Annotated in this window: 17 protein-coding genes; 9 read left to right on the top strand and 8 right to left on the bottom strand. The window is 64.1% G+C overall.

Going from position 1 to position 23,859, the window contains the following annotated elements; translation table 11 throughout:
* Positions 1–16: 16 nt before the first annotated feature.
* The gene (locus tag M8744_RS10560) at positions 17–5,437 is read right to left on the bottom strand and encodes an alpha-2-macroglobulin family protein (RefSeq protein ID WP_251415038.1); all 5,421 of its coding nucleotides are present in this window, start codon (positions 5,435–5,437) and stop codon (positions 17–19) included.
* A gap of 147 nt (positions 5,438–5,584) precedes the next feature.
* Between M8744_RS10560 and M8744_RS10555 the strand changes: the two genes are divergently transcribed.
* Positions 5,585–7,783 carry a response regulator gene (locus tag M8744_RS10555; RefSeq protein ID WP_251415035.1) on the top strand — a complete coding sequence of 733 codons (2,199 nt, stop codon included), beginning with the start codon at positions 5,585–5,587 and terminating at the stop codon, positions 7,781–7,783.
* Between the two features lie 72 nt (positions 7,784–7,855).
* Here M8744_RS10555 and yaaA read toward each other — a convergent pair whose 3' ends face one another.
* The 3 genes from yaaA to M8744_RS10540 form a co-directional block, all read right to left on the bottom strand.
* Positions 7,856–8,632, bottom strand: a complete 777-nt coding sequence (gene yaaA / locus M8744_RS10550; RefSeq protein WP_251415032.1) for a peroxide stress protein YaaA — start codon at positions 8,630–8,632, stop codon at positions 7,856–7,858.
* 32 nt (positions 8,633–8,664) lie between these two features.
* Complete coding sequence (gene recQ, locus M8744_RS10545) at positions 8,665–10,704, bottom strand: DNA helicase RecQ (RefSeq protein ID WP_251415029.1); 2,040 nt, start codon at positions 10,702–10,704, stop codon at positions 8,665–8,667.
* A gap of 142 nt (positions 10,705–10,846) precedes the next feature.
* Positions 10,847–11,131, bottom strand: a complete 285-nt coding sequence (locus M8744_RS10540; protein WP_251415026.1) for a YggT family protein — start codon at positions 11,129–11,131, stop codon at positions 10,847–10,849.
* 129 nt (positions 11,132–11,260) lie between these two features.
* Here M8744_RS10540 and M8744_RS10535 point away from each other — a divergent pair, with 129 nt between their 5' ends.
* The 6 genes from M8744_RS10535 to arfB all read left to right on the top strand — a co-directional run bounded on the left by M8744_RS10535 (position 11,261) and on the right by arfB (position 16,399).
* A complete protein-coding gene (locus tag M8744_RS10535; RefSeq protein ID WP_251415023.1) occupies positions 11,261–11,797 on the top strand; it encodes an acyl-CoA thioesterase in 537 nt (178 codons plus the stop codon).
* Between the two features lie 70 nt (positions 11,798–11,867).
* Complete coding sequence (locus M8744_RS10530; RefSeq protein WP_251415021.1) at positions 11,868–13,244, top strand: MFS transporter; 1,377 nt, start codon at positions 11,868–11,870, stop codon at positions 13,242–13,244.
* Entirely contained in the window at positions 13,202–14,131 is a 930-nt protein-coding gene (gene mepA, locus M8744_RS10525; protein ID WP_434481364.1) for a penicillin-insensitive murein endopeptidase, read from the top strand. Before M8744_RS10530 ends, mepA begins: the two co-directional genes overlap by 43 nt.
* Positions 14,104–14,994, top strand: coding sequence for an esterase-like activity of phytase family protein (locus M8744_RS10520; RefSeq protein ID WP_251415018.1), 891 nt, complete (start codon positions 14,104–14,106; stop codon positions 14,992–14,994). Before mepA ends, M8744_RS10520 begins: the two co-directional genes overlap by 28 nt.
* 80 nt (positions 14,995–15,074) lie before the next feature.
* The gene (locus M8744_RS10515) at positions 15,075–15,710 is read left to right on the top strand and encodes a queuosine precursor transporter (RefSeq protein WP_251415015.1); all 636 of its coding nucleotides are present in this window, start codon (positions 15,075–15,077) and stop codon (positions 15,708–15,710) included.
* A 266-nt stretch (positions 15,711–15,976) separates the two neighbouring features.
* On the top strand, positions 15,977–16,399 hold the full coding sequence (arfB, locus tag M8744_RS10510; protein ID WP_251415012.1) for an alternative ribosome rescue aminoacyl-tRNA hydrolase ArfB: 423 nt from the start codon (positions 15,977–15,979) through the stop codon (positions 16,397–16,399).
* 34 nt (positions 16,400–16,433) lie between these two features.
* Here arfB and M8744_RS10505 read toward each other — a convergent pair whose 3' ends face one another.
* Complete coding sequence (locus M8744_RS10505) at positions 16,434–17,363, bottom strand: ABC transporter ATP-binding protein (RefSeq protein WP_251415009.1); 930 nt, start codon at positions 17,361–17,363, stop codon at positions 16,434–16,436.
* Between the two features lie 73 nt (positions 17,364–17,436).
* On the opposite strand from M8744_RS10505, the gene M8744_RS10500 reads away from it, so the two are divergent.
* Complete coding sequence (locus M8744_RS10500; RefSeq protein ID WP_251415006.1) at positions 17,437–17,616, top strand: zinc-finger domain-containing protein; 180 nt, start codon at positions 17,437–17,439, stop codon at positions 17,614–17,616.
* A gap of 95 nt (positions 17,617–17,711) precedes the next feature.
* On the top strand, positions 17,712–20,510 hold the full coding sequence (polA, locus tag M8744_RS10495) for a DNA polymerase I (protein WP_251415003.1): 2,799 nt from the start codon (positions 17,712–17,714) through the stop codon (positions 20,508–20,510).
* Between the two features lie 15 nt (positions 20,511–20,525).
* On the opposite strand, the gene speB is transcribed toward polA, so the two are convergent.
* The 3 genes from speB to M8744_RS10480 are packed head-to-tail and all read right to left on the bottom strand — an operon-like array spanning position 20,526 to position 23,802.
* On the bottom strand, positions 20,526–21,494 hold the full coding sequence (gene speB / locus M8744_RS10490) for an agmatinase (RefSeq protein ID WP_251415000.1): 969 nt from the start codon (positions 21,492–21,494) through the stop codon (positions 20,526–20,528).
* 47 nt (positions 21,495–21,541) lie between these two features.
* Positions 21,542–22,423: a C40 family peptidase gene (locus tag M8744_RS10485; protein ID WP_251414997.1), complete on the bottom strand. Its 882-nt coding sequence runs from the start codon at positions 22,421–22,423 to the stop codon at positions 21,542–21,544.
* Positions 22,420–23,802: a leucyl aminopeptidase family protein gene (locus tag M8744_RS10480; RefSeq protein WP_251414994.1), complete on the bottom strand. Its 1,383-nt coding sequence runs from the start codon at positions 23,800–23,802 to the stop codon at positions 22,420–22,422. Before M8744_RS10480 ends, M8744_RS10485 begins: the two co-directional genes overlap by 4 nt.
* Positions 23,803–23,859: the final 57 nt, after the last annotated feature.

Below are 23,859 nucleotides of genomic sequence, written 5' to 3'. Positions count from 1 at the left end.
CGCCCGGTCGCCCATCTCATTCAACCTGAACAGCGCCGGTATCGGTGCGGGCCCGGTATTGCGGCCGATACATGTCTTCGACCGTGGCGGCAGGGTGATGATACCGCCCCGGCGTGGTGGCGCGCAGGATATAAGCCAGGCGGAACGGGTCTGGCGAACGCCAATCGACGGCAGCCACGAACCGGTCGGCCCGAAACTCGGAATGTTCGGCACCCGCTGGTTCCAGCCAGTCAAGGCCACGGATATCGCCGCTGCGCAGCAGGTTGGGGTTGTCGATCTCGAACCCGGCCGGCAGCGGGTCATCCACGATCAGGCGCGCGCCGGTTTCCTGGAATGGCGTGATCTGCAACACGGCCACCATGCGCGTGCCGGCGGCCACGCGGGCCGGGTCGATCTGCGCGCCATCCAGGTCGTAATAACTGCGCGTGATCGAATAGCCATAGCCGCCAGCCGGTTCGGGCTGCGCAGGCACACCAAGCGTGGTGAGCGTGACGCGAACGGGGGCATCCCCTTCGTTCGCCAGGCTCAACGGTTGGCCCAGGTCCTGCGCGAAGCGACGCACCAAGAGGTCGGGCGCGGGCTGGCCGTTCAACAACAGGCCATTGGCCGGGTCATCCACCAGTGCACGGGCGGCCATCAACGTCCAGGCGGCCTCTTGCGTAGACATCCCGGCAGTGTTGCGCCCCAGATGCGCGGCCAGCGCGGGGCGGTCTATCATGGTGCTGCCCGCCTCGGATGCAAGCGCCAACAACCCTGCCGCATCCCGCAGGTTGGTGCCATAATCGGACCGCCAGACCGGGGCCGTATCCGTGCCCAAACGCGGGGCCATCTTGCGTGCGGCCACGCCGAACATCGCGTCGGCGCGAGTCTGGTCGCCATAGGCGGCAAGCGCCGCGCCCAGTTGCGCCGCCGCCAGCGGCGTGGCGAAAGCCTGTGCCTTTTCATCGGCATAATAGCGCAGATCGCCCATCGCGGCGGCACCCTCGCGGGCCAGCACGTGCAATGCATAGGCAAGCGCCTCTCCACCCTGGTCGAAATCCGGGGCATAGTTCACCCGGTTGCGCAGGTTATCCAGCGCCGCACGAAACGCCACGTCAGGCACGTCATGGCCCCGGGCGCGGGCGCGTGACAGGAAATCGGTCACATAGGCATCCAGCCAGAAATCACCGCTGTCCGCGCGCCACAGCCCGAACGCGCCCGAGGATGATTGCCGGGTCAGGATACGTTCAACTGCCTGCGCGATACGGACATCGATGCGCGCACCATCGCCAAGGCCCAGCGGGTCGGCCACCGACGACAGGTAAAGCAACGGCAATGCCTGGCTGGCAACCTGCTCGGTGCAGCCGTAGGGGTAGCGATCAAGTTGCGCCATCAGCCCCGGCACGTCCAACTGCGCCAGCGGGCCGGCCGAAAGTACCGCCTGCCCCGTGCCTGGCCGAAAGTTGGCCAGCACATCGGCATCGAAAGACAACGTTTGCCCGGGGTCGAGCGCAACTTGTCGCGTCTGCGACACTGGCGGATCGTTGGCCCGCACCCCAAGTGTCAGCGTCTTGACCAGTTGCCGCCCATCCGGCGTCGTCAAGGCGACCCGCAGGCTATGATCGCCCACTTCGCCTGCGGTGATCGGCACCGACAGCGTGGCCTTGCCTTGCGCGGCCAGTTCCACCTCCGAAGGGATCGACCCGGCATCAAGCGTCAGCCCATCGGCCGTCACGTCCAGCCCCATTCGGCCCACCGGGCCGTTGGCATGCACGATTTCCAGCAACATCCGGCTGTCATCGCCGGGCGCCAGGAACCGTGGCAGGCTGGCCGTCACGACCACCGGGTCGGCCACGACCACGTCGGCCTGTGCCTGCCCCACGGCGCGGGGCGACCATGCAACCGCCATCAGCCGAACGGTGCCATTGAAATCAGGCAGATCAAAGGCGACCTGCGCCCTGCCCTCGGCATCGACGGTGACGGGACCGGTGAAATACGCCACGAGGTGTTCGGTCGGGGGCGGGCTTTGCATCTGCATACGGCTGCCCGCATCGCCGCCGGAGCGAACCTGCCCCAACGCGCCGTTCAACCCATCGATCAACCGGCCATAGACATCCCGTATTTCCACGCCCAACCGCCGCTGCCCGAAATAGTGCCCGGCAGGGTCGGGCGCGTCGAACCGCGTGAGATTCAGGATACCGACATCCACCGCAGCCAGCGTCACATGGGCCGTCTCGCCCTCTGCCAGCCCGTCGATATGCACGGCTGCCCTTAGCGGGCCGCGCGGGTCGGCGCGTTCGGGCGCGTCGATCGACACCTGCAACAGCTTGTCCCCCGGATCAACGCTGGCATGAGCCAGCCCCAGCGCGCGCGCGGGGTTGCGCCCGGCCGCCATGTCCATCGGGCGGATTGCCTGCGCCGCAACGTAAACACCCGCCCCCCAGTCATCTGTCACGGGAAGGTCGATCAGGTTCTCGCCCTCGGCCAGCTCGACCGCCTGCATCGAGATCAACCGGTTCGACATCACGGTGATCAGCGCCTTACCGGACGCGCGCGGCACCACGCGAAGCTGCGCCGTTTCACCCGGAGCGTAACCGGGTTTGTCCAGCGATACTTCCAGCATGTCGGGCGTGGTGGCCGGGTTTGCGGGCGCGTACCAGCCGGCGTGAAAATCAACGGACGAGGCGGTATAGGCCCCTTGCGCGCTTTCGACGACCAGCTCGTAGCGGCCCCAGTCGACAGGTGCGGAAATGGTCGTCGGCGCCTCGCTCAGCGTGGTGGTACCCTCGGCGACGCGGGTGCGGTCTGTCACCGGCTCCCACCGCCAATCGCCGTTTTGCGAATACCATTGATAGCGCGTGACCACGCGGTTCAGCGACCATTCGACGGGCAACGCTTCATTGGTCGCGATCAGCGAAAACGTGGCCGCCGCGCCTTGGGGCAGCACATCGTCAAAGCCGGGGCGGATACCGATCATCGGGTTGGCCGCGGCAAGCTCGCGCGTGATGCTACGCTCGACCGGGCGGCCCGACCCCTCGGTGACGCTGACATCCAGCCGCGCGCTCGACGGCCCCGTGTAATCCTGCGTATCGGGAAATTCCAAGGACAGCCGGGCCCGGCCCTGCGCGTCGGTTCGGGCATCACCGATGCTGGTGCTGCGCCCGCGGAACGGATCGTCATGCCGCCCGAACAGGTAACCGGGATGCGCGTCACGGCTGCGGCTGGGCATGATGTGCATCGTGCCCGTCACACCCAGGTCAGCCGCCGGGGCCCCGAACAGATAGCGCGCGTCGATTGTCACCGCGCCGACCGCGCGGGGCGACAACGGGCCATCCGGCAATGCCAGGTCAAACTCGATCCGTTCAGGCAAGAAATCCTCGACCAGCACCGAGGTGCTGGCCAGGGCCGGCGCATCCGGGTCGGCCTTGATATCAAGGCTCCAACTGCCGCGCGGCGCGCTTGCCGCCACGGGCAGCGCAAAGACATGGCCCCCTGCCACGTCCTCGGCGCTCAAATGCCGGCTGTATTCCACGCCATCCGGACGGGTCAGAATTGCCGTCAGCGGCAGGCCTGTGATCGCCTGTGCCTGCCCGTCACGCGCCAGGGCGGTGGCATGGATCACCTCGCCCGCGCGATAGGCACCACGATCGGTGGTCAGGAATACGTCGACGGGCGGTGCGGCTTCGCGCCCCTCGACCCCGCGATCGGACAGGTCAAAGGCCGGGTCGGTAAGGGAAAGGAACGCCATGTCCTCTTGCCCGTCGCGCACGGTAACCAAGGCGGGCGCCGCGCCGCCGGTTCCCAGGGTCAGCCCGGCTGCAAAAACCGCATGGCCCATCGCGTCGGTCTGCGCGGTATCCAACACCCGGTTCGCGCGCGAGACCAGCGTGACGGTCAGCCCCGCACGCGGGGCGGCATCACCAAGGCCCCGCACAAAGACGTGCAGACCATCGGTGCCCGACATGGTCGTCAATCCCAGATCGGACAGGATGAACCACTGTGTTGCGCCCGGGTCTTCGTAATCTTTCACCCCCGGCACCGCAGCGCTCAGCGCGTAAAGGCCGGGCGCCAGATCGCTGACGATATCGCCCATGGGCAACCGCGTCGTCATGTCAACGTTCAGACGGCTCTCAACCTGGCCCGTGCCGCGCCATACCTCTTCGCCCACGTCGCCGGCAAAATCGCGCCTTTCCCAATTTCGCAACGGGTTACCGAAATACCCTTCCTGCATGGTGCGCAACAGGTTGCGGTCATCAACGCGGCGCAAGACCAGATCGATCGTCTCAAGGTTGACGGTCTGCACCGGCACCGCCGCATCGGCCCCGCGTGGCAACATGTAGGCCCGTCCTGGGAACACGATCTGCGGTGAGCGGTCCTTCACGTAAAAGCGCAGCTGCACATCCTTGATCAGCCCCTCGCCCTTGGCATCGGGCAGGCCCGCACGAAAGGTCACGCTGTAGCGCTCTCCGTGGCTGCCGCCGGCAATGCAAAGCGAGCGGCCCTCGGTGGTCACGGCCATCGTCGGGCTGGGCAGGCGCAGGTAGTCGGCATATTCCACCCCGTTGCGGGCCAGCGGTTCGGAAAATTCGGCGCAAAAGCGCGGGGCGGCCAGATCGCTTTCAACGCGGGTATTGGTGATGCGAAAGCCGTATTTGCCTACCGCGTCATCCAACATGTCGGCGATATCCTGCTGCGGCTGGATGGATTGCGCCAACCGCAAGGCCGGGATCATGTCGCGCCCGCGGCCGTTGTCTTCCAGCACACGGGCCATCACCTCGAGGGCCAAAACGCGCGCGCCATCCGAAGCTGCCCGCAAATAGCCGTTCACGGCAGCCGACAAGGCACGCCCCTTGAAAACGCGGGCATCCCCCGACGACGGCAAAAGCCGGGCAAGGCGCGCGTACTCAATCCAAAGATCGGCGCGGTCTTGATGCGCCAATGCGCCCCCCGTCCAGCGGAGGGCGTTGATATGGTCCTGTGCGCTGCGCCGTTTCTGCGCGGCTTCCAGCATCCGATCGACCGTGTACTGGCCCGACGGGTGCACATTGCCGATATCCGCCGCAAGGTCACGCGCCGCATCCAGCGTCGTCTGGCCCAGGAACGCCAGATCTGGCCCGCGTGCGGCGCCGCGCTGCATCATTTCCGGCGGGGTATCGCGCCGCTCGGCCGAAATCGCGCCCTCGAAGGATTGGCGCTGATCCACGCCGGTTTTGGGGAAACACGCGTTCGACCGTTGGTTGAAGGTAAAGGCCCGGCAGCTCGGTTGGGCGCGGCAAGTTCTTTCACAGGCATCATAGGTGGTATCGAAAAGCGGCTGCAGATCGCCGCCGAAAAAATCCATGTCGCGGGTGACGATGAACCGCTCTGATGGCAGCGCCACCCCATCCTGGGCCTTGGAGGGCCCGCCGGCACCGGCCATGCAGATCAAGGCCGCCAGAAAGACAAAAAGACTGCGCATCAAGATACCCCCGCTACAATACACCCACCGTGGCACCACGTCCGAGTCGGCGCAACGGCCTTGACCAGCAGCGCTTAACGCCATGTTCACCGGAACCGGAGACCTTGCCACGCGGCGCCCGGATCGGGGCGATGTCGGAGGACGGGCATGAGCCTTGCCAACAAACTGGCCGAAGAACGCCGTGCGCGCCTGGCAGCGGAACGCCTGCTGGAGCTGAAACAGGCCGAGTTGTTCGCGGCCAACCGCAAGCTCGGTCAACACGCCAAGGCATTGTCAGACGAAATCGTCGAAACCCGCGCGCAGGTGGCAACCTACCGCGATGAAAACCAGCGCGTGAAATCCGACCTGACCGCCGCGCGCGAAAAGATCGAGATCGCCGAACGCCGGCTGTGGCTGTCGATCGAAACGATCCAGGACGGGTTTGCCTTTTTCGATGATGAGGACCGAATGATCGCCGCGAATAACGCCTATGTCGATTTTTTCGACGGGCTGCGCGAGGTGCGCCCCGGCATCACCTATCCGCGGATACTGCAACTGCTTACCGAAGAAGGGATCGTGAATATCGGAGACATGACACCGACCGAATGGCGCACGATGATGATGGAACGCTGGCAATCCCCCGCCCCTGAACCTTTTGTCATGCGCAGCTGGAACGACCAGTATATCAGGCTGGTCGACCAGCGCGGGCGTGGCGGTGACGTCGTCAGCCTGGCGCTCAACATAACGGCCAACGTGCGTTACGAGGCCGAGTTGCACGAGGCACGCATGGTGGCCGAGGCCGCGAACCGCGCCAAGTCGGCATTTCTGGCCACCATCAGCCATGAAATCCGAACGCCCATGAACGGGGTAGTCGGCATGGCCGATCTGCTGTCCGAGACCACGCTGACCGAAGAACAGCAGCTTTACGTCACCACCATACGCAACTCGGGCCAGGCATTGCTGGTGATCATCAACGACGTTCTCGATTACTCGAAGATCGAGGCCGAGAAACTTGTGCTTCACCCCGAGCCCTTCGACCTGGAACACTGCCTGCACGAACTGGTGATGCTTCTGCAACCGGGGGCGCGCGACAAGGGGCTTTGTATCGTGGTGGATTACGATCTGTTCCTGCCATCCTTGGTGATCGGCGACCCTGGCCGCATCCGGCAGGTTCTGACCAACCTGATGGGGAACGCCGTCAAGTTCACGGCAAGGGGCCATGTGGTGGTGCGCGTCGCGGGAACGACAACCGATGACGGCAAATGCCAGTTGCATATCACCGTCGAAGACACCGGCATCGGCATCGCACCAGACAAGATCGACCACGTGTTCGGCGAGTTCAACCAGGTCGAAAGCGAGAAGAACCGGCAGTTCGAAGGCACCGGGCTGGGGCTGGCCATCTCGCGCCGCCTGATCGAGCTGATGGGCGGCACGATCTGGGTCGATAGCGATGAAGGGCGCGGGTCGGTTTTCGGAATCACGATGACACTCCCGGTTGCCGAGGCGAATCCCGACATGCCTGCCCTTCCAGGAGCTTTGCGGCGCGTGTTGATCGTGGAGACTCTGGCGGTCAACCGGCGCATCCTCGAAAAGCAGATGGCGCTGCTGGGGCTCTCATCCATCTCCTGTGACAGCGGCGCGGAGGCGCTGGATGCGTTCGATGACGGCATCGACCTTGTTCTGACCAGTTACACCATGCCGGGGATGAACGGCCTGGAACTGGCCACCGCGTTGAAAGCCCGCAAAGCCGACGTTCCCATCATGTTGCTGAGTTCGAACCCGGGCAGCGCCGAACACGACCCCGCGCACAGGCATGTGCAGGCGGTATTGAACAAGCCAACCCCACGTGCGCAACTTGTCGCGCAGCTTGCAAAGATCGGGGCTTCCGCTTCCGGCGTCTTACCGCAGCGGGCCGACATCCAACGGGATCTTCCCAAGGCCCATGGCCGCGCCATGCGTATCCTGGCCGCCGAGGACAATCGCACGAACAGGCTCGTGTTCCAAAAAATGGTGCAAGATATGGATATCGACCTGGAGTTTGCAGGCAACGGGACCGAGGCAATCGCGCATTTCGAAACCTTTGCCCCGGACCTGATCTTCATGGATATCTCGATGCCAGGGATGGATGGCAAGACAGCCACCGCCAAAATTCGCGCGCTGCCAGGGGGCCACGTGCCGATAGTGGCGATGACGGCCCATGCCATGGATGGCGACCGTGAAGGAGTTCTTGATGCAGGGCTGGATGATTACCTGACCAAGCCATTGCGCAAGGCGGCGATCCGCGAAGTCATCTGCGCACATTGCCCGGCAGACGCCCGCCCCCCACAAGGCCAGGAACCGCGCAACCGCGCGATTGCCAGCGCATAGCGCGCGAAATCCGGCCGGCTGCCACGCAGCTTGGGCGCGCGCAAGATATCATGTCGGGGTGCGTGCCCCGGGTTACGCGGCGTTTGCGGCTGCCTCGGCGCTGCGCAGGAAAACCGGTTTTCCTGGTTCCGACAGGTCAGGCTGGTAGGCATAGCCGCCAACATCGAATTCGCGCAGATCATCCGGGTCGGTCAGGCGGTTTTCCATGATATGGCGGGCCATCGCACCACGGGCGCGCTTGGCATAGAAACTGACGATCTTGGGCCCGCCCGGCTTGTCTTCCATGAAGACCGGGGTGATCACGGGCACCTTCAGGGTATCCAGGTCAACGGCACCGAAATATTCCTGGCTTGCGCAGTTCACAAGCGTCGTCGCGCCCACCGCCTTGGCCCGCGCATTGATCGCCTTGGCAATCTTGTCGCCCCAATAATCATAGAGCGTCTTGCCGTGGTCGGTTTTCAGCCTGCTACCCATCTCCAGCCGGTAGGGCTCGATCGCGTCAAGCGGCCGCAGGATGCCGTAAAGACCTGACAATATGCCGAAATGATCCTGCGCCCAGCGCAGCGCGTCTTCATCCAGCGTGCTGGCCTCGAACCCCTGGTAGGTATCGCCGGCAAAGGCGTAGACCGCCGGCTTGCTCTCCATCTCGCCGAAATCGCGGAACCGCTCGGCATTCAGCTTCGCAAGGTTTTCGCTGATATGCATCAGCTTTTGCAGATCGCCAACCGACAGGCCCCGCGCGACCCCGGCCAGCTCCTGCGCGGCGGCCGAAAATTCGGGCGTTGTGGCCGAAACACCCTCAACCGGCGACATGTCGAGCTTTTTTGCAGGCGATACGACGACAAACATGGCTTACCTCGTGATTAGGCTTTCCGGCCTATCTAGTCCGCCATGCGCAGAACGTCCAGAAAGGCCGGGCCAAACCGTTCCGCGCGGCGATCGCCAAGAATGCGGACAAGCCCCTGCTCATCGCCCGGGCGCATCTGGGCCAGTTTCGCCAATTGTGACGACGAGCACGAGATCGGTTTTTCCGTTCCGTCCGGGCCACGCATCAAATCGGCCTGCGCCGCCAGCAACCGATCGTAAAGCGTACCGGCGTCACGGCCGGCCAGCTTGCGGCGCGTGGGATGCATTTCCTGTGTGTCGCCATTGATCACTTGCAGGAAATCGTCGCCGTAGCGCTCCAGCTTTTTCGCGCCCACGCCGTTGATCCCCGCCATCTGGTCCAGGTTGGCCGGGCGCTGTTCGGCCATTTCTATCAAGGTGCGGTCGTTGAAAATCATGTAGGCGGGCAGGCTTGCGGCCTCGGCCAATGCGCGCCGTTTCGCCTTGAGCGCTGACAAAAGCGGCGCGTCCTCGTCACTGACCAACGCGCGCACCGCGGGGCGGCGATCGGGCTTGGCCACGGTGTCGCGACGCAAGGTGATTGCCTGTTGATCGCGCAGGATCGGCAGCGCGGCATCGGTCATGGTCAGGGCGCCGTGGCGGTCGGGGTTGGGGCGGATCAGGTCATGCCCCATCATCTGACGGAAAACCGCCTGCCATTGTGCGCGGCTCATGTCGCGGCCGACGCCAAAGGTTGGCAGGCGGTCATGCCCGCGCTCGCGCACCTTGTCAGTCATGTTGCCCATGAGAATGTCGACCAGGTGGCCCGCACCGAACCATTCCTCGGTGCGCAGGATGGCCGACAAGGCCTTGCGCACGGCCTGCGTGCCATCGAAACTTTCGGGCGGGCTGTCGCACAGGTCGCAATGGCCGCAGGGCGCGGTTTCTTCCCCGAAATAGCCAAGCAGCGCCTGGCGCCGGCATTTCAACGCCTCGGCCAGCCCCAACAGCGCATTAAGCCGCCCGTGATCGGCCATGCGGCGCTCGGGCGGGGCAAGCCCCTCGTCGATCTGCGACCGGCGCAGGCGGATATCATCGGGGCCGAACAGCGTCAGCGTCTCGGCCGGGGCGCCATCGCGGCCCGCACGACCGATTTCCTGGTAATAAGCTTCGATCGACTTTGGCAGGTCCGCATGCGCGACCCAGCGGATATCGGGCTTGTCCACCCCCATGCCAAAGGCCACCGTGGCCACCACGATCAGCCCGTCTTCGCGGCTGAAACGCGCCTCGACCTGGCGGCGCGCCTCGGCCTCCATCCCGCCATGATAGGCGCAGGCGTTGTGCCCCTCTTCGCGCAGGGCACCGGCCAGAGATTCCGTCTTGGCCCGGGTGCCACAATACACGATGCCCGACTGCCCCTTGCGCGCCGCGGCAAATGACAAGATCTGCTGGCGCGGCCCGCTCTTGGCGGCAAAGGCCAGGTGGATGTTGGGGCGGTCAAAACCGCGCAGGAAGCTGCGTGGCGCTTGCCCGCCGAACAGGCGCGTCACGATCTCGTCGCGGGTTTCGGCATCGGCGGTGGCGGTAAAGGCAGCAAGCGGCACATCCAGCGTGCGGCGCAATTCACCGATGCGCAGGTAATCGGGCCGGAAATCATGGCCCCACTGGCTAACGCAATGGGCCTCGTCCACGGCGATCAGGCTTACGCCGATGCGCCGCAACATGCCAAGCGCAGATCCCGCGGCCAGTCGTTCGGGCGCGATGTACAACAGTTTAAGGGTTCCCTGCTCCAACGCCAGCCAGACCGCGTCGGTTTCTTCCTCGGTATTGCCCGAGGTCAGCGCCCCCGCCGCAACACCCGCCTCGCGCAGGGCGCGCACCTGGTCGCGCATCAGCGCGATCAGTGGCGAAATTACCACCGTCACACCGTCGCGCATCAGCGCAGGCAACTGGAAACACAACGACTTGCCACCACCGGTGGGCATGATTGCCAGCACGTTTTCGCCCCGCGCCACGGCCTGCACGATCTCTTCCTGGCCCGGGCGGAAGGCGTCGAATCCGAACACGTCGCGCAAAAGACCACTGGCCGATGTCATGGGGAACCCTGCAAGATTGAACTATATCTGCTCTTTTTCGGGGTATCCCATACCACAGGTGGCGGGATCAAGCCCTGCCGGGCGTGCTGCGCCTGCGTTGCTGCACAGGTGGGTGCAAACGCGCGCTTGGCGCGGTCGCGTATCAGCGCAACAGGAGTTCGGGCAGGATGAAGTCGCGCAGCGAAATGATTATGATGAACAATACCAGCGGCGCCAGGTCCAGCGGCCGCGTGTCGGGTAGAACCCGCCGGATCGGTTGATAAAGCGGTTCGAGCAAACGGTTCAGGCCATACCAGATCTGCGCCACGAATTGCTGGTGCAGGTTCAGCACCTGGAAATTGATCAACCAGCTCATGATGATATGAGCGAGCGCGATCCAGAAAATCACGTCGAGGATCAGGGCCAGCGGTCCGTAAAGTGCCATCATCTGCGAAAACCTTTCTTGCGACGCGCAAGAGGTAAGCGCCGAGCGGCCGAAGGGCAAGGGGTGCCGCACCGTCGCGCTTGACCTTGGGGCCGGCGCACGGCACCCCGCACCGCAAACACCAGAGGTCCGATGTATCCGTTTATCCGACTTGCCGCCCAAAGCCTGCGCGCCCACCGCCTGCCCGACCTGCCGTTGGACGGTACGCACGTGTCGCACCACCTGTGCCTGCCCTGGGATCTTGACCCGTTCCTGGAGCTGAACAACGGGCGGACGCTGACACTCTATGACCTGGGTCGGATACCGCTGGCGCATCGGGTCGGGCTGATCGGGGCGTTGCGTGACAACGGCTGGGGGCTGACGATGGCAGGGGCGTGCGTGCGCTATCGCCGCCGGGTGCGCCTTTTTGACAGGCTCGAAATGCGCAGCCGCGCGCTGTGCTGGGATGCGCGTTTCATCTACCTTGAGCAATCCATTTGGCGGCGGGATGGCGAATGTGCCGGACACATCCTGTATCGCGCGGCGGTGACCGATGAAAACGGCATCGTGGGCACCGAAAGGGTTTTGCAGGCGCTGGGGCAGCCGGGCGAGACGCGCGACATTCCCGAATGGGTGGCGCGCTGGATCGCGGCGGAAGACGCGCGCCCCTGGCCTCCCATGCAGGACTGAACCCAAGATTGTCTTGCCACCGTCATGCTTTGCCGGTCTTATGCCCGGCAAAGACATGGGGGACAGGCGCATGGCAGCACCGTCGCAGCGCAAGCGCATATGGGGGTGGTATTTCTTTGACTGGGCAAGCCAGCCCTACAACACGCTGTTGATCACCTTCATCTTCGCGCCCTATGTAAAGGAACTGATCGGTGATGGCGCGGCTGCGCAATCGGCCTGGGGGTTCGGCATCGGGGCGGCGGGGTTCGTCATCGCGATATTGGCGCCCGTCCTGGGCGCGCTGTCGGACCTGTCGGGCAATCGCCTGCGCTGGATCTGGGTTTTTTCGCTGCTGTATGTCGTCGGCGCCTATGGGCTGTGGTGGGCCGTGCCGGGTGATTTCAACCTGTACCTCGTCCTGCTGTCCTTTGCCATCGGCATGATCGGGATGGAGTTTGCCACGATCTTTACCAACTCGATGTTGCCAGACCTGGGTCCACGCGACCAGATCGGGCGGATTTCGGGCAATGGCTGGGCCTTTGGTTATGCCGGGGGGCTGGTGACACTGGTGATCATGTTGCTTTTGCTGGCCGAAAGCGCCGATACCGGCAAGACGCTGATCGGGCTCGACCCGGTTCTGGGGTTGGATGCCGACATGCGAGAGGGCACGCGCGCCGTGGGCCCGCTGACGGCGATCTGGTACGCGGTTTTCATGATCCCCTTTTTCCTGTGGGTGCGCGACCCGAAACCCGCGCGCCCTCCGCGCGGCGCCTTGAAAAAGGCGCTGGCCGAGGTGGTGACGACCCTGCGCGGCCTGCCGCGCACGCCTTCGCTGTTCGCCTATCTTGGCAGTTCGATGTTCTACCGCGATGCCCTGAACGGGATGTATGTATTCGGCGGCATATATGCGGCGGGGGTTCTGGAATGGTCGGTGGTCGACACCGGTATCTTTGGCATCATCGCCATCATCACCGGCGCCGTTTTCGCCATGATCGGCGGGCGCGCAGACGAACGGTTCGGGCCCAAGCCGGTGATCACCTTCTGTATCCTTGTCCTGACATTCGTGGCGGTGTCCATCGTCTTTATCTCGCGCAGCAGCGTCTATGGCATACCCGTGGCGCCCAGTTCGGCCCTGCCTGACATCGTGTTCTACGTGATGGGCGCACTGATCGGGGCGGCGGGTGGCGTGATCCAGGCCGCCAGCCGCACCATGATGGTGCGCCAAGCCAACCCCGACCGGATGGCCGAGGCGTTCGGCCTTTACGCGCTGGCGGGCAAGGCCACGTCGTTTCTTGCGCCGACGGCCATCGGCATCGCCACCACGATAAGCGGCAGCCAGCAATTGGGCGTGACCCCGCTGATCGCCCTTTTCCTGATAGGGTTGATACTGCTACGATGGGTAAAACCGACAGGAGATCATGGCCAATGCTCCGCGCCTTCACCATCGCAGCCCTTGCCTTTGGACTAGGCGCCTGTGGCAGCCGCACCTCCGACGATTACGGGGCCGGCGCCCCTCGCGTCTCGACGCAGCAGGCGATACCAGCCTCGATGCAGAGGGTTGAGGCCAAGCGCCTGTTCGGCGCGGCACCGCGCGGGTCGGGCCAACGCGCCGAACCCTTTGGCGGATATTCCAAGGGATGCCTTGCGGGCGGTACGGCGCTGCCGGAAACCGGCCCCACCTGGCAGGCCATGCGCCTGAGCCGCAACCGCAACTGGGCGCATCCCGAGACCATAGACTTCGTCAAGACACTGTCGGCCAAGGCCGCACAACACCCAGGATGGAGCGGGCTTTACGTCGGCGACATGAGCCAGCCGCGCGGCGGACCGATGCTGACCGGCCACCGCAGCCATCAGTCGGGCATGGATATCGACATCTGGATGCGCCCTGCCGACCGGCTGAACCTGTCCCGGCAAGAACGCGAGGCGATCTCGTCCATATCAATGCGCCGCGCAAGTGGCGCCTATGTAAACGACAATTGGACCCGCGCCCATCACGAGATCATAAAGGCCGCCGCGCAAGACCCGCGCACGGCCCGCATCTTTGTCTTTCCCGGCGCCAAGGTGCAAATGTGCGAAGATGAAAAAGGCGACCGCAGCTGGCTGCGCAAGGTGCGGCCCTGGTGGGGGCATCACTACCATTTCCACGTGCGGCTGAACTGCCCCGCCGGTGCGCGCGACTGCGAAAACCAATCGCCCCCGCCGCCCGGTGACGGATGCGCGGATGCGCGGCAATGGCAGGCCAACATCCTGAACCCGCCACCGCCCGACCCGAACGCCCCCAAGCCCAAGCCACGCCGCGAATACACGCTGGCCGACCTGCCCAACCAATGCGTCGCGGTTCTTCAGGCCGACTGAGCGCCGCTCTGGCGCTGATCTTGCTGGCGTGCGCGGCCCGCGCGGATGAGCCGGCGCGCCTGCTGGCCAGTTTCACGTGGCGGGTGGACGACCCGCGGTTCGGCGGGTTTTCCGGGCTTGAGGTCACGGACGATGGCGGCGCGCTTGTCGCCGTGTCCGACCGCGGCGCAATGTTGCGCGGCCGCATCACGCGACAAAAGGGGGCCATCGCGGGCATCACGATCACCGATTTCGGCCCAATCCGATTGGACCGCCCAGCCAAGCCGCCCGGCCTGCGCGACACCGAAGGGCTTGCAATAGCGCCCGGTGGCCGCGTGTTCGTCAGCCTTGAAGGGATGTCGCGCGTGTTGCGTCTGTCTGACAAGGGCCGCGCGACCCGCTTGCCCGATCATCCCGATTTTGCCGGGCTTGCCGGCAATGCCGCGCTCGAGGTGCTGGCCATCGATGCCCGGGGGCGGCTTTACACGATGCCGGAAAAGTCGTCAGCGTGGGATGCACCCTTTCCGGTCTGGCGGTTCGAGAACGGGCAATGGACCACGGCCTTTCACATCACGCGCAGCCCCGGTTTCCTGCCAGTGGGCGGCGATTTCGGATATGACGGCGCGTTCTACCTGCTTGAGCGTGGGTTCAACGGAATAGGGTTCCGCACGCGCGTGCGACGGTTTGAACTGACAGGCAACCGCCCGCTATCGGGCCGCATCATGTTTACCGCCCCGGTGCTGCGGCACGACAACCTCGAAGGGCTGTCGGTCTGGCGTGACGGGCAAGGCCGCACCCGCCTGACGATGATATCCGACGACAATTTCCGCCGCCTGCAACGCACCGAAATCGTGGAATACGTTATCGGAAACCCCTTGCAATAAGGCGGTCAGACGCGTATTCGCGGCGCGTTCTGCGTGATGCAGGGCCAAGTCTCCGCAACCTTGTAAAAACGGATCACATCATGAGCCGAACCCATATTCCCGGCATTCTTGCCATGGCCGCCATCGTCGTGGCCTCGAACATTCTTGTGCAATTCCTGTTCGGCCAATGGCTGACCTGGGGTGCCTTTACCTATCCGCTGGCCTTTCTGGTCACCGACGTGATGAACCGCGTCTACGGCGTGCCTGCCGCGCGCAAGGTGGTGGCGGCCGGGTTCGTGGCAGGGGTGATCTGCTCGCTTGTCGGCACCCAGATCATGCTGCAGGGCGATGGATACACCTATCCGGCAGTGACGCTGCGCATTGCAATCGGCTCGGGCCTTGCATTCCTGACCGCGCAATTGATGGACGTGGCGATTTTCGACAGGTTGCGCGAAGGGCGCTGGTGGCGGGCGCCGCTGGCCTCGACTCTGGTTGGCTCGTCGCTGGATACGGCCATCTTCTTTACCATCGCCTTTTCCGGCACCATGGCCTGGTTGGAGCCGGGCAACGATGTAGCCTGGGCCGGTGAGGCGCTGCCGCTTTTGGGGGCGGGTCCGGTGGTGCCCTTGTGGGTGTCGCTGGCGGTGGCCGACTGGTTGGTCAAGCTGTCGCTTGCCATCCTTGCTCTTGTTCCCTTCCGCATCATCGTGGGGGCGCTTCGGGCGCGCACCACATGATTTTGTTTTGACATAGCCAAATTTTGTGGCAGGCTAGTGTCATGTTCAACAGCAGAAAGGAGGTGCTCTAGTGTCTAATGGGATATTGGAGAAAGGTGTCGGAACAGTTCAGGGGGCACGCATCTGAGGCAGCCCTTGGCTGCGTGAAACCTGAATTGGTGGGAACCTAACCGAAACCACCTCCGAATTCTGTGGGGCCGCTCGACATGTCGGGCGGCCCTTTCCATTCGCTGGCTGACCGGAACAAGCTGCGATAAGCTGACACCATGCTGCGCATTACCGACGACATAACCATCGAGGACTGGGAACTGACCGAGCAGTTCATCCGCGCCAGTGGCCCTGGCGGGCAGAACGTGAACAAGGTCAGCACTGCGGTCGAACTGCGGTTCGAGGCCGAGCGCTCTCCCAACCTGCCGGGTGCGGTCAAGACACGGTTGAAAAGGCTGGCCGGTCGAAGATGGACCAAGGATGGCGCCCTGGTGATCCAAGTGGACGAGACCCGCAGCCAGGCCCGGAACCGCGACATTGCACGCCAACGGTTGGCCGATCTGGTAGAGCAGGCCACCCGCAAGCCCAAGCGCCGCATTGCCACACGCCCGACGCTGGGATCGAAGAAACGCCGCCTGAAAGCCAAGAAAGTGCGCGGTGAGGTCAAATCCCTGCGCGGCAAGGTATCCGGCGAGGACTGAGACCGGCCTGGCGCGCCGGGAACTTCGGCGCGTCCTAGTCCGCCCGTGTCAGGGCCAGGAACACGTCTTGCAGATCGGCCTCTTCCGTCTTTACGTCGCGGATGGAAATGCCCGCGTCATGGGCCGCCGCCAGCACCGCATCAGCCGAAACCTCGGCCGTGCGATAGGTGATGGCGATGGCCCCATCTGCCCGGCGCGTAACCTCCATTCCCGGCCCTTCAGGCAGGGTCGTGACCTCACTGGCAGGATGAATCACCATCGTCTTGGCGTCGATCCGGCCCAGCAGGTTGGCGGTGCTGTCCTGCGCCACCTTTTCACCATTGTTGATGATGGCGATCTCGTCGCACATTTCCTCGGCTTCTTCTAGGTAATGCGTGGTCAGGATGATGGTCATGCCCTGCTGGTTCAGCTTGCGCACGTTTTCCCACAACATCTGGCGTAATTCGATATCGACGCCCGCCGTCGGTTCGTCCAGCACCAGGATATGAGGGTTATGCACCAGCGCCTTGGCCAGCAAAAGCCGCCGCCGCATCCCCCCGGAAAGGGTGCGGGCGTAGGATTCGGCCTTGTCCAATAGGCCCACCAGTTCAAGAATTTCATCCGACCGGCGCTGCGATTTCGGCACGCCGTAAAGCCCCGCTTGCACCTCGAGCGCGGCACGGGGCGTGAAGAACGGATCAAGGTTCAGCTCTTGCGGCATGACGCCGATGGCCGCGCGCGACTGGCGTGGGTTCACGTCCTGGTCGAACCCCCAGATGCGCACGGTTCCCGCGGTTTTCACCACCAGCCCCGCCAGGATGTTGATGAGCGTCGACTTGCCCGCACCGTTCGGCCCCAAAAGGCCGAACACCGACCCTTGGGGAATCGCCAGGTCGATGCCTTTCAGCGCCTCTTTCGGGCCTGCGCCCTTCTGGCCGGCATAGGTCTTGCGCAACCCTTCTATTTCAATCGCATTCCCGCTCATGCACCACTTGCCCCTCTGGTCGGCTTCACGCATAAGGGGCTAACCCATCAGCAGCCAAAAGGGAATGTCCCCCATGACGATCGACGCCCCGGAAACCAAGGTTGTGGACAACTGGCGCGTGGCCTGCGACGGGGGCGAAGGCGCCCTGGGTCATCCGCGCGTGTGGTTGCAGATCCCGCACGAGACGGGTTTCGTGGAATGCCCCTATTGCGACGCGAAATACGTACACCGCGATTTCGAGGGCAAGGCCTGACCGGGCCGCCGATACGCGCATGTCACCTGCAAAAGCCTCCGGCGGGATCATATTTGGCAAGATAGTGCGGCACTGCCGTGAGAGAGAGGGGCGTCATGGCCTTTGGTAAAGGATGTCATCTGCATCTGATCGACGGGTCCGCGTATATCTTTCGCGCCTATCATGCGCTGCCCCCCCTGACACGCAAATCCGATGGCCTGCCGATTGGCGCCGTCAGCGGTTTTTGCAACATGTTGCAGCGCTATATCGACGGAAACAACGGCGGCTCGGATGCCCCAACGCATGTGGCGGTTGTGTTCGACAAGGGCAGCCACACCTTCCGCAACGATCTGTATGACCAATACAAGGCCAATCGCGAGGCAATGCCCGAGGAACTGCGCCCGCAGATTCCGCTCACCCGCCGCGCCACCGAGGCCTTCAACATCGCCTGCAAGGAAATCGAAGGGTTCGAGGCCGACGACATCATTGCAACGCTGGCCTGCCAGGCGCGCGACGCGGGCGGGCGTGTAACCATCCTGAGCTCCGACAAGGACTTGATGCAACTGGTGGGGGACGGCGTGGAAATGCTGGACCCGATGAAAAACCGCCGCATCGACCGCGAGGGGGTCGAGGAAAAGTTCGGGGTAGGCCCGGAACGGGTGGTCGATGTGCAGGCGCTGGCAGGTGACAGCGTCGACAACGTGCCCGGCGCACCGGGCATCGGCATCAAGACCGCGTCATTGTTGATCAACGAGTTCGGCAGCCTTGAAGAGCTGCTGGACCGCGCCGAGGAAATCAAGCAACCCAAGCGCCGCCAGACCCTGATAGAAAAACGCGAACAGATCGAGCTGTCGAAAAAGCTGGTGCAGCTTGATTGCGATATGGAACTGCCCTTTACGCTGGACGAGCTTGAGGTGCGCGAGGTCGAGCCGCAGAAGCTGTTGGAATTCCTGGCCGAAATGGAATTTCGCACCCTGTCCAAGCGCGTGGCCGACGCGCTGGATGTCGAGCCGCCGGTCATCATGGATACCGACCCGGGCGGGGTCGAGGTGGAGGGGCCCGCGGATCTGCCCTTTACGCCCGAAAACTACGAGCGTGTGCGCGACATGGAGGCCCTGCAAGGCTGGATCGACCGGATCACCGAACGCGGCTACGTGGCCATAGACACCGAAACCACCGGCCTGAACGAAATGCAGGCCGACCTGGTGGGTATTTCGCTGGCCGTGGACGCCGGCCATGCCTGTTACATCCCGCTGACCCATCGCGCGGGCGGCGCGGATGACCTTTTCGGATCAGACGAGCTGGCCGAAGGGCAGTTGGCACTGGACGACGTGCTGGCGGCGCTGAAACCGGTGCTGGAGGATGAGGCCATCCTGAAAATCGGCCAGAACATGAAATACGATGCAAAGATCTTTGCCCGAAACGGTGTCGCAATCGCGCCAATCGACGACACGATGCTGATGTCTTACGCGATGAACGCGGGGCTGCACGGGCATGGGATGGATACGCTGGCCGAACGCTACCTGGGGCACACGCCGATCCCGATAAAGGAGCTTATCGGATCGGGCAAAAACCAGATCACGTTTGACCGCGTCGCCATCGACGAGGCCGTGAAATATGCCGCCGAAGATGCCGATATCACCCTGCGCCTGTGGCAACGGTTCAAGCCGCAATTGCACCAGGTACAGGTAACCACCGTCTACGAAACGCTTGAACGCCCGCTGGTGCCGGTGCTGGCCGAGATGGAAATGACCGGCATCAAGGTCGACCGCTCGGTGCTGAGCCGCATGTCCGGCGCGTTTGCCCAGAAAATGGCCCAGCTCGAAGATGAGATTCACGAACTGGCGGGCGAAAAGTTCAACGTGGGCTCGCCCGCGCAGGTCGGTGAGATCCTGTTTGGCAAGATGGGGCTCGAGGGCGGCAAACGCGGCAAGACGGGCAAGTATTCGACCCCCGCAGATGTGCTGGAGGATCTGGCAACAGAACATGACTTGCCCGCCCGCATCCTGGACTGGCGCCAGGTTTCCAAGCTGAAATCCACCTATACCGACGCGTTGCAAGATCATATCTCCCCCGACACGGGCCGGGTGCATACTTCTTATCTTCAAACCGGGGCCAGCACCGGGCGGCTGGCGTCGAGCGATCCGAATTTGCAGAACATTCCCGTGCGCAGCGAAGAGGGCCGTCGCATCCGCGAGGCGTTTGTCGCCGACCAAGGCAAGGTGCTGTTGAGCCTCGATTATAGCCAGATCGAGCTGCGCATCCTGGCGCATGTGGCGGGTATCGACGCGCTGAAAGCGGCGTTCCATGAGGGTCAGGACATTCATGCCATGACCGCATCCGAGATGTTCGACGTGCCGCTGGATGAAATGACGCCCGAGATCCGCAGGCAGGCCAAGGCGATCAATTTCGGCGTGATTTATGGCATTTCCGGTTTCGGGCTGGCACGTAACCTGCGCATCCCGCGATCAGAGGCACAAGGTTTCATCGACCGCTATTTCGAACGGTTCCCGGGCATCCGCGATTACATGGATGACACGGTAAAATTCGCCAAGGAGCACGGTTTCGTCCAGACCCTGTTCGGGCGCAAGATCAATACGCCCGAGATCAACGCCAAGGGGCCCGGCGCGGGCTTCGCCAAGCGCGCGGCGATCAACGCGCCGATCCAGGGCACCGCTGCAGACGTGATCCGCCGCGCCATGATACGGATGCCCGATGCCATCGCCGAGCTACCCGCGAGAATGCTTTTGCAGGTGCATGACGAATTGCTTTTCGAGGTGGACGAAGACGCCGCCGACAAGGTGGTAGAAGCCGCGCGCGAGATCATGGAAGGCGCGGCCGAACCGGCGGTAAAGCTCGACGTGCCGTTGACCGTGGACGCGGGCCAGGGCGCGAACTGGGCCGAAGCGCATTGAACAAAGCGGCAGGCGTCAGCCTTTCGCGCGTTGCGCGGCCATGATGCACAGCATTTCGAACATGATCGACACGGCAAGAAAGGCGGTGTTGCCCGACATGTCAAAGGGCGGCGACACCTCGACCATGTCGGCGCCAACCAGGTTCACGCCCTGCAATTCTCGCACCACCTGCAACGCCTGGTAACTGTTGGGGCCGCCCAGCTCGGGCGTGCCTGTACCAGGGGCGAAAGCCGGGTCGACGAAGTCGATGTCATAGCTGAGATACGTGGGCGCTGCGCCCACGATCTGCCGTGCCTCGGCCATCACGTCGCCGGGGCCACGGGCATGAAATTCCTCGATCGGGATCACGCGGATACCCACGCTTGCGGCGAAATCACGGTCTTCGCTGTCATAGGTGGTGCCGCGAATACCGATTTGCACCACGCGTTTCGGGTCCAGCAACCCCTCTTCGACCGCGCGGCGAAACGGTGTGCCGTGGGTATACATCGTGCCACCGAAGTAGCTGTGAAACAGGTCAGTGTGACTGTCGAAAAGCACCATTCCCAGCGGGCCGTTTCTGGCCAGTGCGCGCAACACGGGCAGCGAGGTAAGATGATCGCCCCCTGCGGTCAGTGGCGTGATGCCCGCCTGCACCAGGTCATCATAATAGGCGGTGATGCGATCAAGGCTGTCCTGGATGTCGGCGGGGTTGGGCCCCACGTCGCCCAGGTCGGCGCAGTTGACCATCTCGAACGGGCGCAGGCCCGACACACCGTGCTGAGCACGGATCATGGTTGAAGCGTCGCGCAACTGCCGGGGCCCGTGGCGAGGACCGGGGCGGTTGGTGGTGCCGCTGTCCCACGGCACGCCCACAAGGCCGATATCGACCTCGGACCGGCGCGAATGCTCGGGCGGCAGATGCGGCAACCGCATGAAGCTGGGCACTCCGGCAAAGCGTGGCAGGTCGAAACCGCTCACCGGGTGAAAGAACGGGTCGGACGTCATGGCATGCTCCTTTTCGGCGGCGGTATCGTGGGGACACGCCCCGGCGTTTAGCTTGCTGGATCAACGTGCAGACGGGCGTGGCGGGTGACGGGGCCCTCGCCCTGGGCCACGATCCGGGCAAGGGCCTTGGTGAGGGGCTCATGCGCGACGGCCATGTGGTGGGCGTTTGCGTGCAGCAGCGTATCGCGGTCGGCCACCCAGGCGACGTGGCCCCGCCAGAACAGCAGGTCGCCACGTCGCGGCGTGGTGCCGGGGGAAAGGGTTTCACCCAGCGCGGCTTCTTGCTGATCGCTGTCACCGGGGCAGTTGACCCCGCAGGCGTGGCAGGCGATCTGGACCAACCCCGAGCAGTCGATGCCCAGGGCCGAGTTACCACCCCAGAGGTAGGGTGTTCCGATCAGCCGTTCGGCCACGGCGACCGGATCACTTTTCAGCCAATCAACGGGTGCAAGATGTTGCGATGGCACGAACAGGTCCTTGTCAGCTTGGCCGCGGGCCCAGGCGATGCGCGCCCAGCCATCGGTGGCATCAAGCACCACCAGCTCTGCCCCCATCGACAAGGGCGTGACCTCCCCCGAGGTTTTCAGGCCGCTGTTGTCCTTTGCATAGCTTTGCGCGGCAACCACACGGTGCGTGGGCGCATCTGCCGGATGGCGGCGCAGATCGTCGGCATTTTCGATCCAGCCCGAGTAGCCGTCGGTCAGCGTTTCTCCATGCGCCCAGCCATCTTCGGCCACAGCGCGAATGGTAAAAGCCTGCCCCCGGAGTAACTGGCGGTCGCGTGCACCCCGTTGGGCGGCGAAAATATCGGTCACGGGCAGGATGCCGCGTAGCAGCCGAGGGTCGACCAAGCGCAGGCCATCGCGGCAGCAGGCCCTGGAAATTTCGGCCTCGGTGGCCTCGGCCCAAAAGCGTCGCCTGTCGGTCACAGCCCCAGAACCCCCGGCAGCGCCGCCAACAGGGCGCGGGCCCCCTGCCCGACGCCCCCCTTGGGCCGGGCAGGCGCCGGCGTGGGGTTCCAGCCGTAGATGTCGAAATGGGTGAAGGGCGTATCACCGGCAAAGCGGCGCAGGAAAAGCGCGGCGGTTATCGAGCCGGCAAACCCGCCCGCGGGCGCGTTGTCGAGGTCGGCAATGCCAGGTTCGATCATCTTTTCGTAAGGCGCCCAGAATGGCATACGCCAGACCGGGTCGGCCGCCTGCGCGGCCCCTTGCGACAATGCCTGCGCCAGCGCGTCATCATCGGTATAGAAGGGCGCCAGATCAGGCCCCACGGCAACGCGCGCCGCGCCTGTCAGGGTGGCCATCGAGATCATCTGGTCGGGCGTCTCTTCGGCGCCCAGGGCCAGGGCGTCGGCCAGCACCAGCCGCCCTTCGGCGTCAGTGTTGTTGATCTCGACCGTCTTGCCGTTTCGCGCGGTCAGGATGTCACCGGGGCGAAAGCTGTTCGACGACACGCTGTTTTCTACCGCGGGTATCAAAACGCGCAGACGCAAGGAAAGGCCCAGCGACATGATCATCTGCGCCAGCCCGAGCACCGTGGCTGCGCCACCCATGTCCTTTTTCATGAGGGCCATGGAATTTCCAGGTTTCAGGTTCAGCCCGCCTGTGTCGAAACACACACCCTTGCCCACCAATGTCAATGCCGGCCCGGCATCGCCCCAGCGCATGTCGATCAAGCGGGGCTCTTGCGGCGCGGCGCGGCCCACCGCGTGGATCATCGGAAAGTTCTGCGCCAACAAATCGTCGCCGGTGGTGACCGCGACCGATGCGCCGAAAGCGCCCGCCAGGTCGTGCACTGCCTGCTCCAGCGCATCGGGGCCCATGTCGCTGGCCGGCGTGTTGATAAGGTCGCGCGTCAGGCATTCACCCGCGGCGATGGCTTGCAGGCGCACAGCATCAACGCCCTGTGGTGCGACCAGCCGGGCCTTTGTGCCCTGCTGGTCCTTGTAGCGATCAAAGGCATAGGCCGACAAAAGCCAGCCCAGCGCCTCGACCCCGGCCTGGTCGGCGGGCAGACCGCTGGCAATGCTGTAGGTGCCTTCGGGCAGGTTCGCGGCCACGGCGGCCAGGTGAAACCTCCCACGCGCCCGCGCGACAGCCGTGCCATAGCCCGCCAGCACCGCCATCGGCGCCCCATCCTGGCCGGGAATCAACAAGTGGCTGCCCAAAGCGCCGGTAAACCCGTTTGCCGTGACCCACGCCTGCACATGCGGGGGCTGGTCATCGGACCACGCCGTTTGGCCGCCCTCCTCGATCATGTGAACCGGAATGGCGTTGCGGGTGGTGTCGGCAAATTCAGGCGTCATGGGAACCCCGGTTCTGGAAAGGTGCCGGTGCAGGTTACGCCCTTGGCGTCTGCCTGC

Origin of the sequence: Lutimaribacter degradans, from assembly GCF_023703375.1 — a bacterium.
Taxonomy (GTDB): Bacteria; Pseudomonadota; Alphaproteobacteria; order Rhodobacterales; family Rhodobacteraceae; genus Lutimaribacter; species Lutimaribacter degradans.
This window is presented reverse-complemented; position numbering and strand designations above follow the sequence as displayed.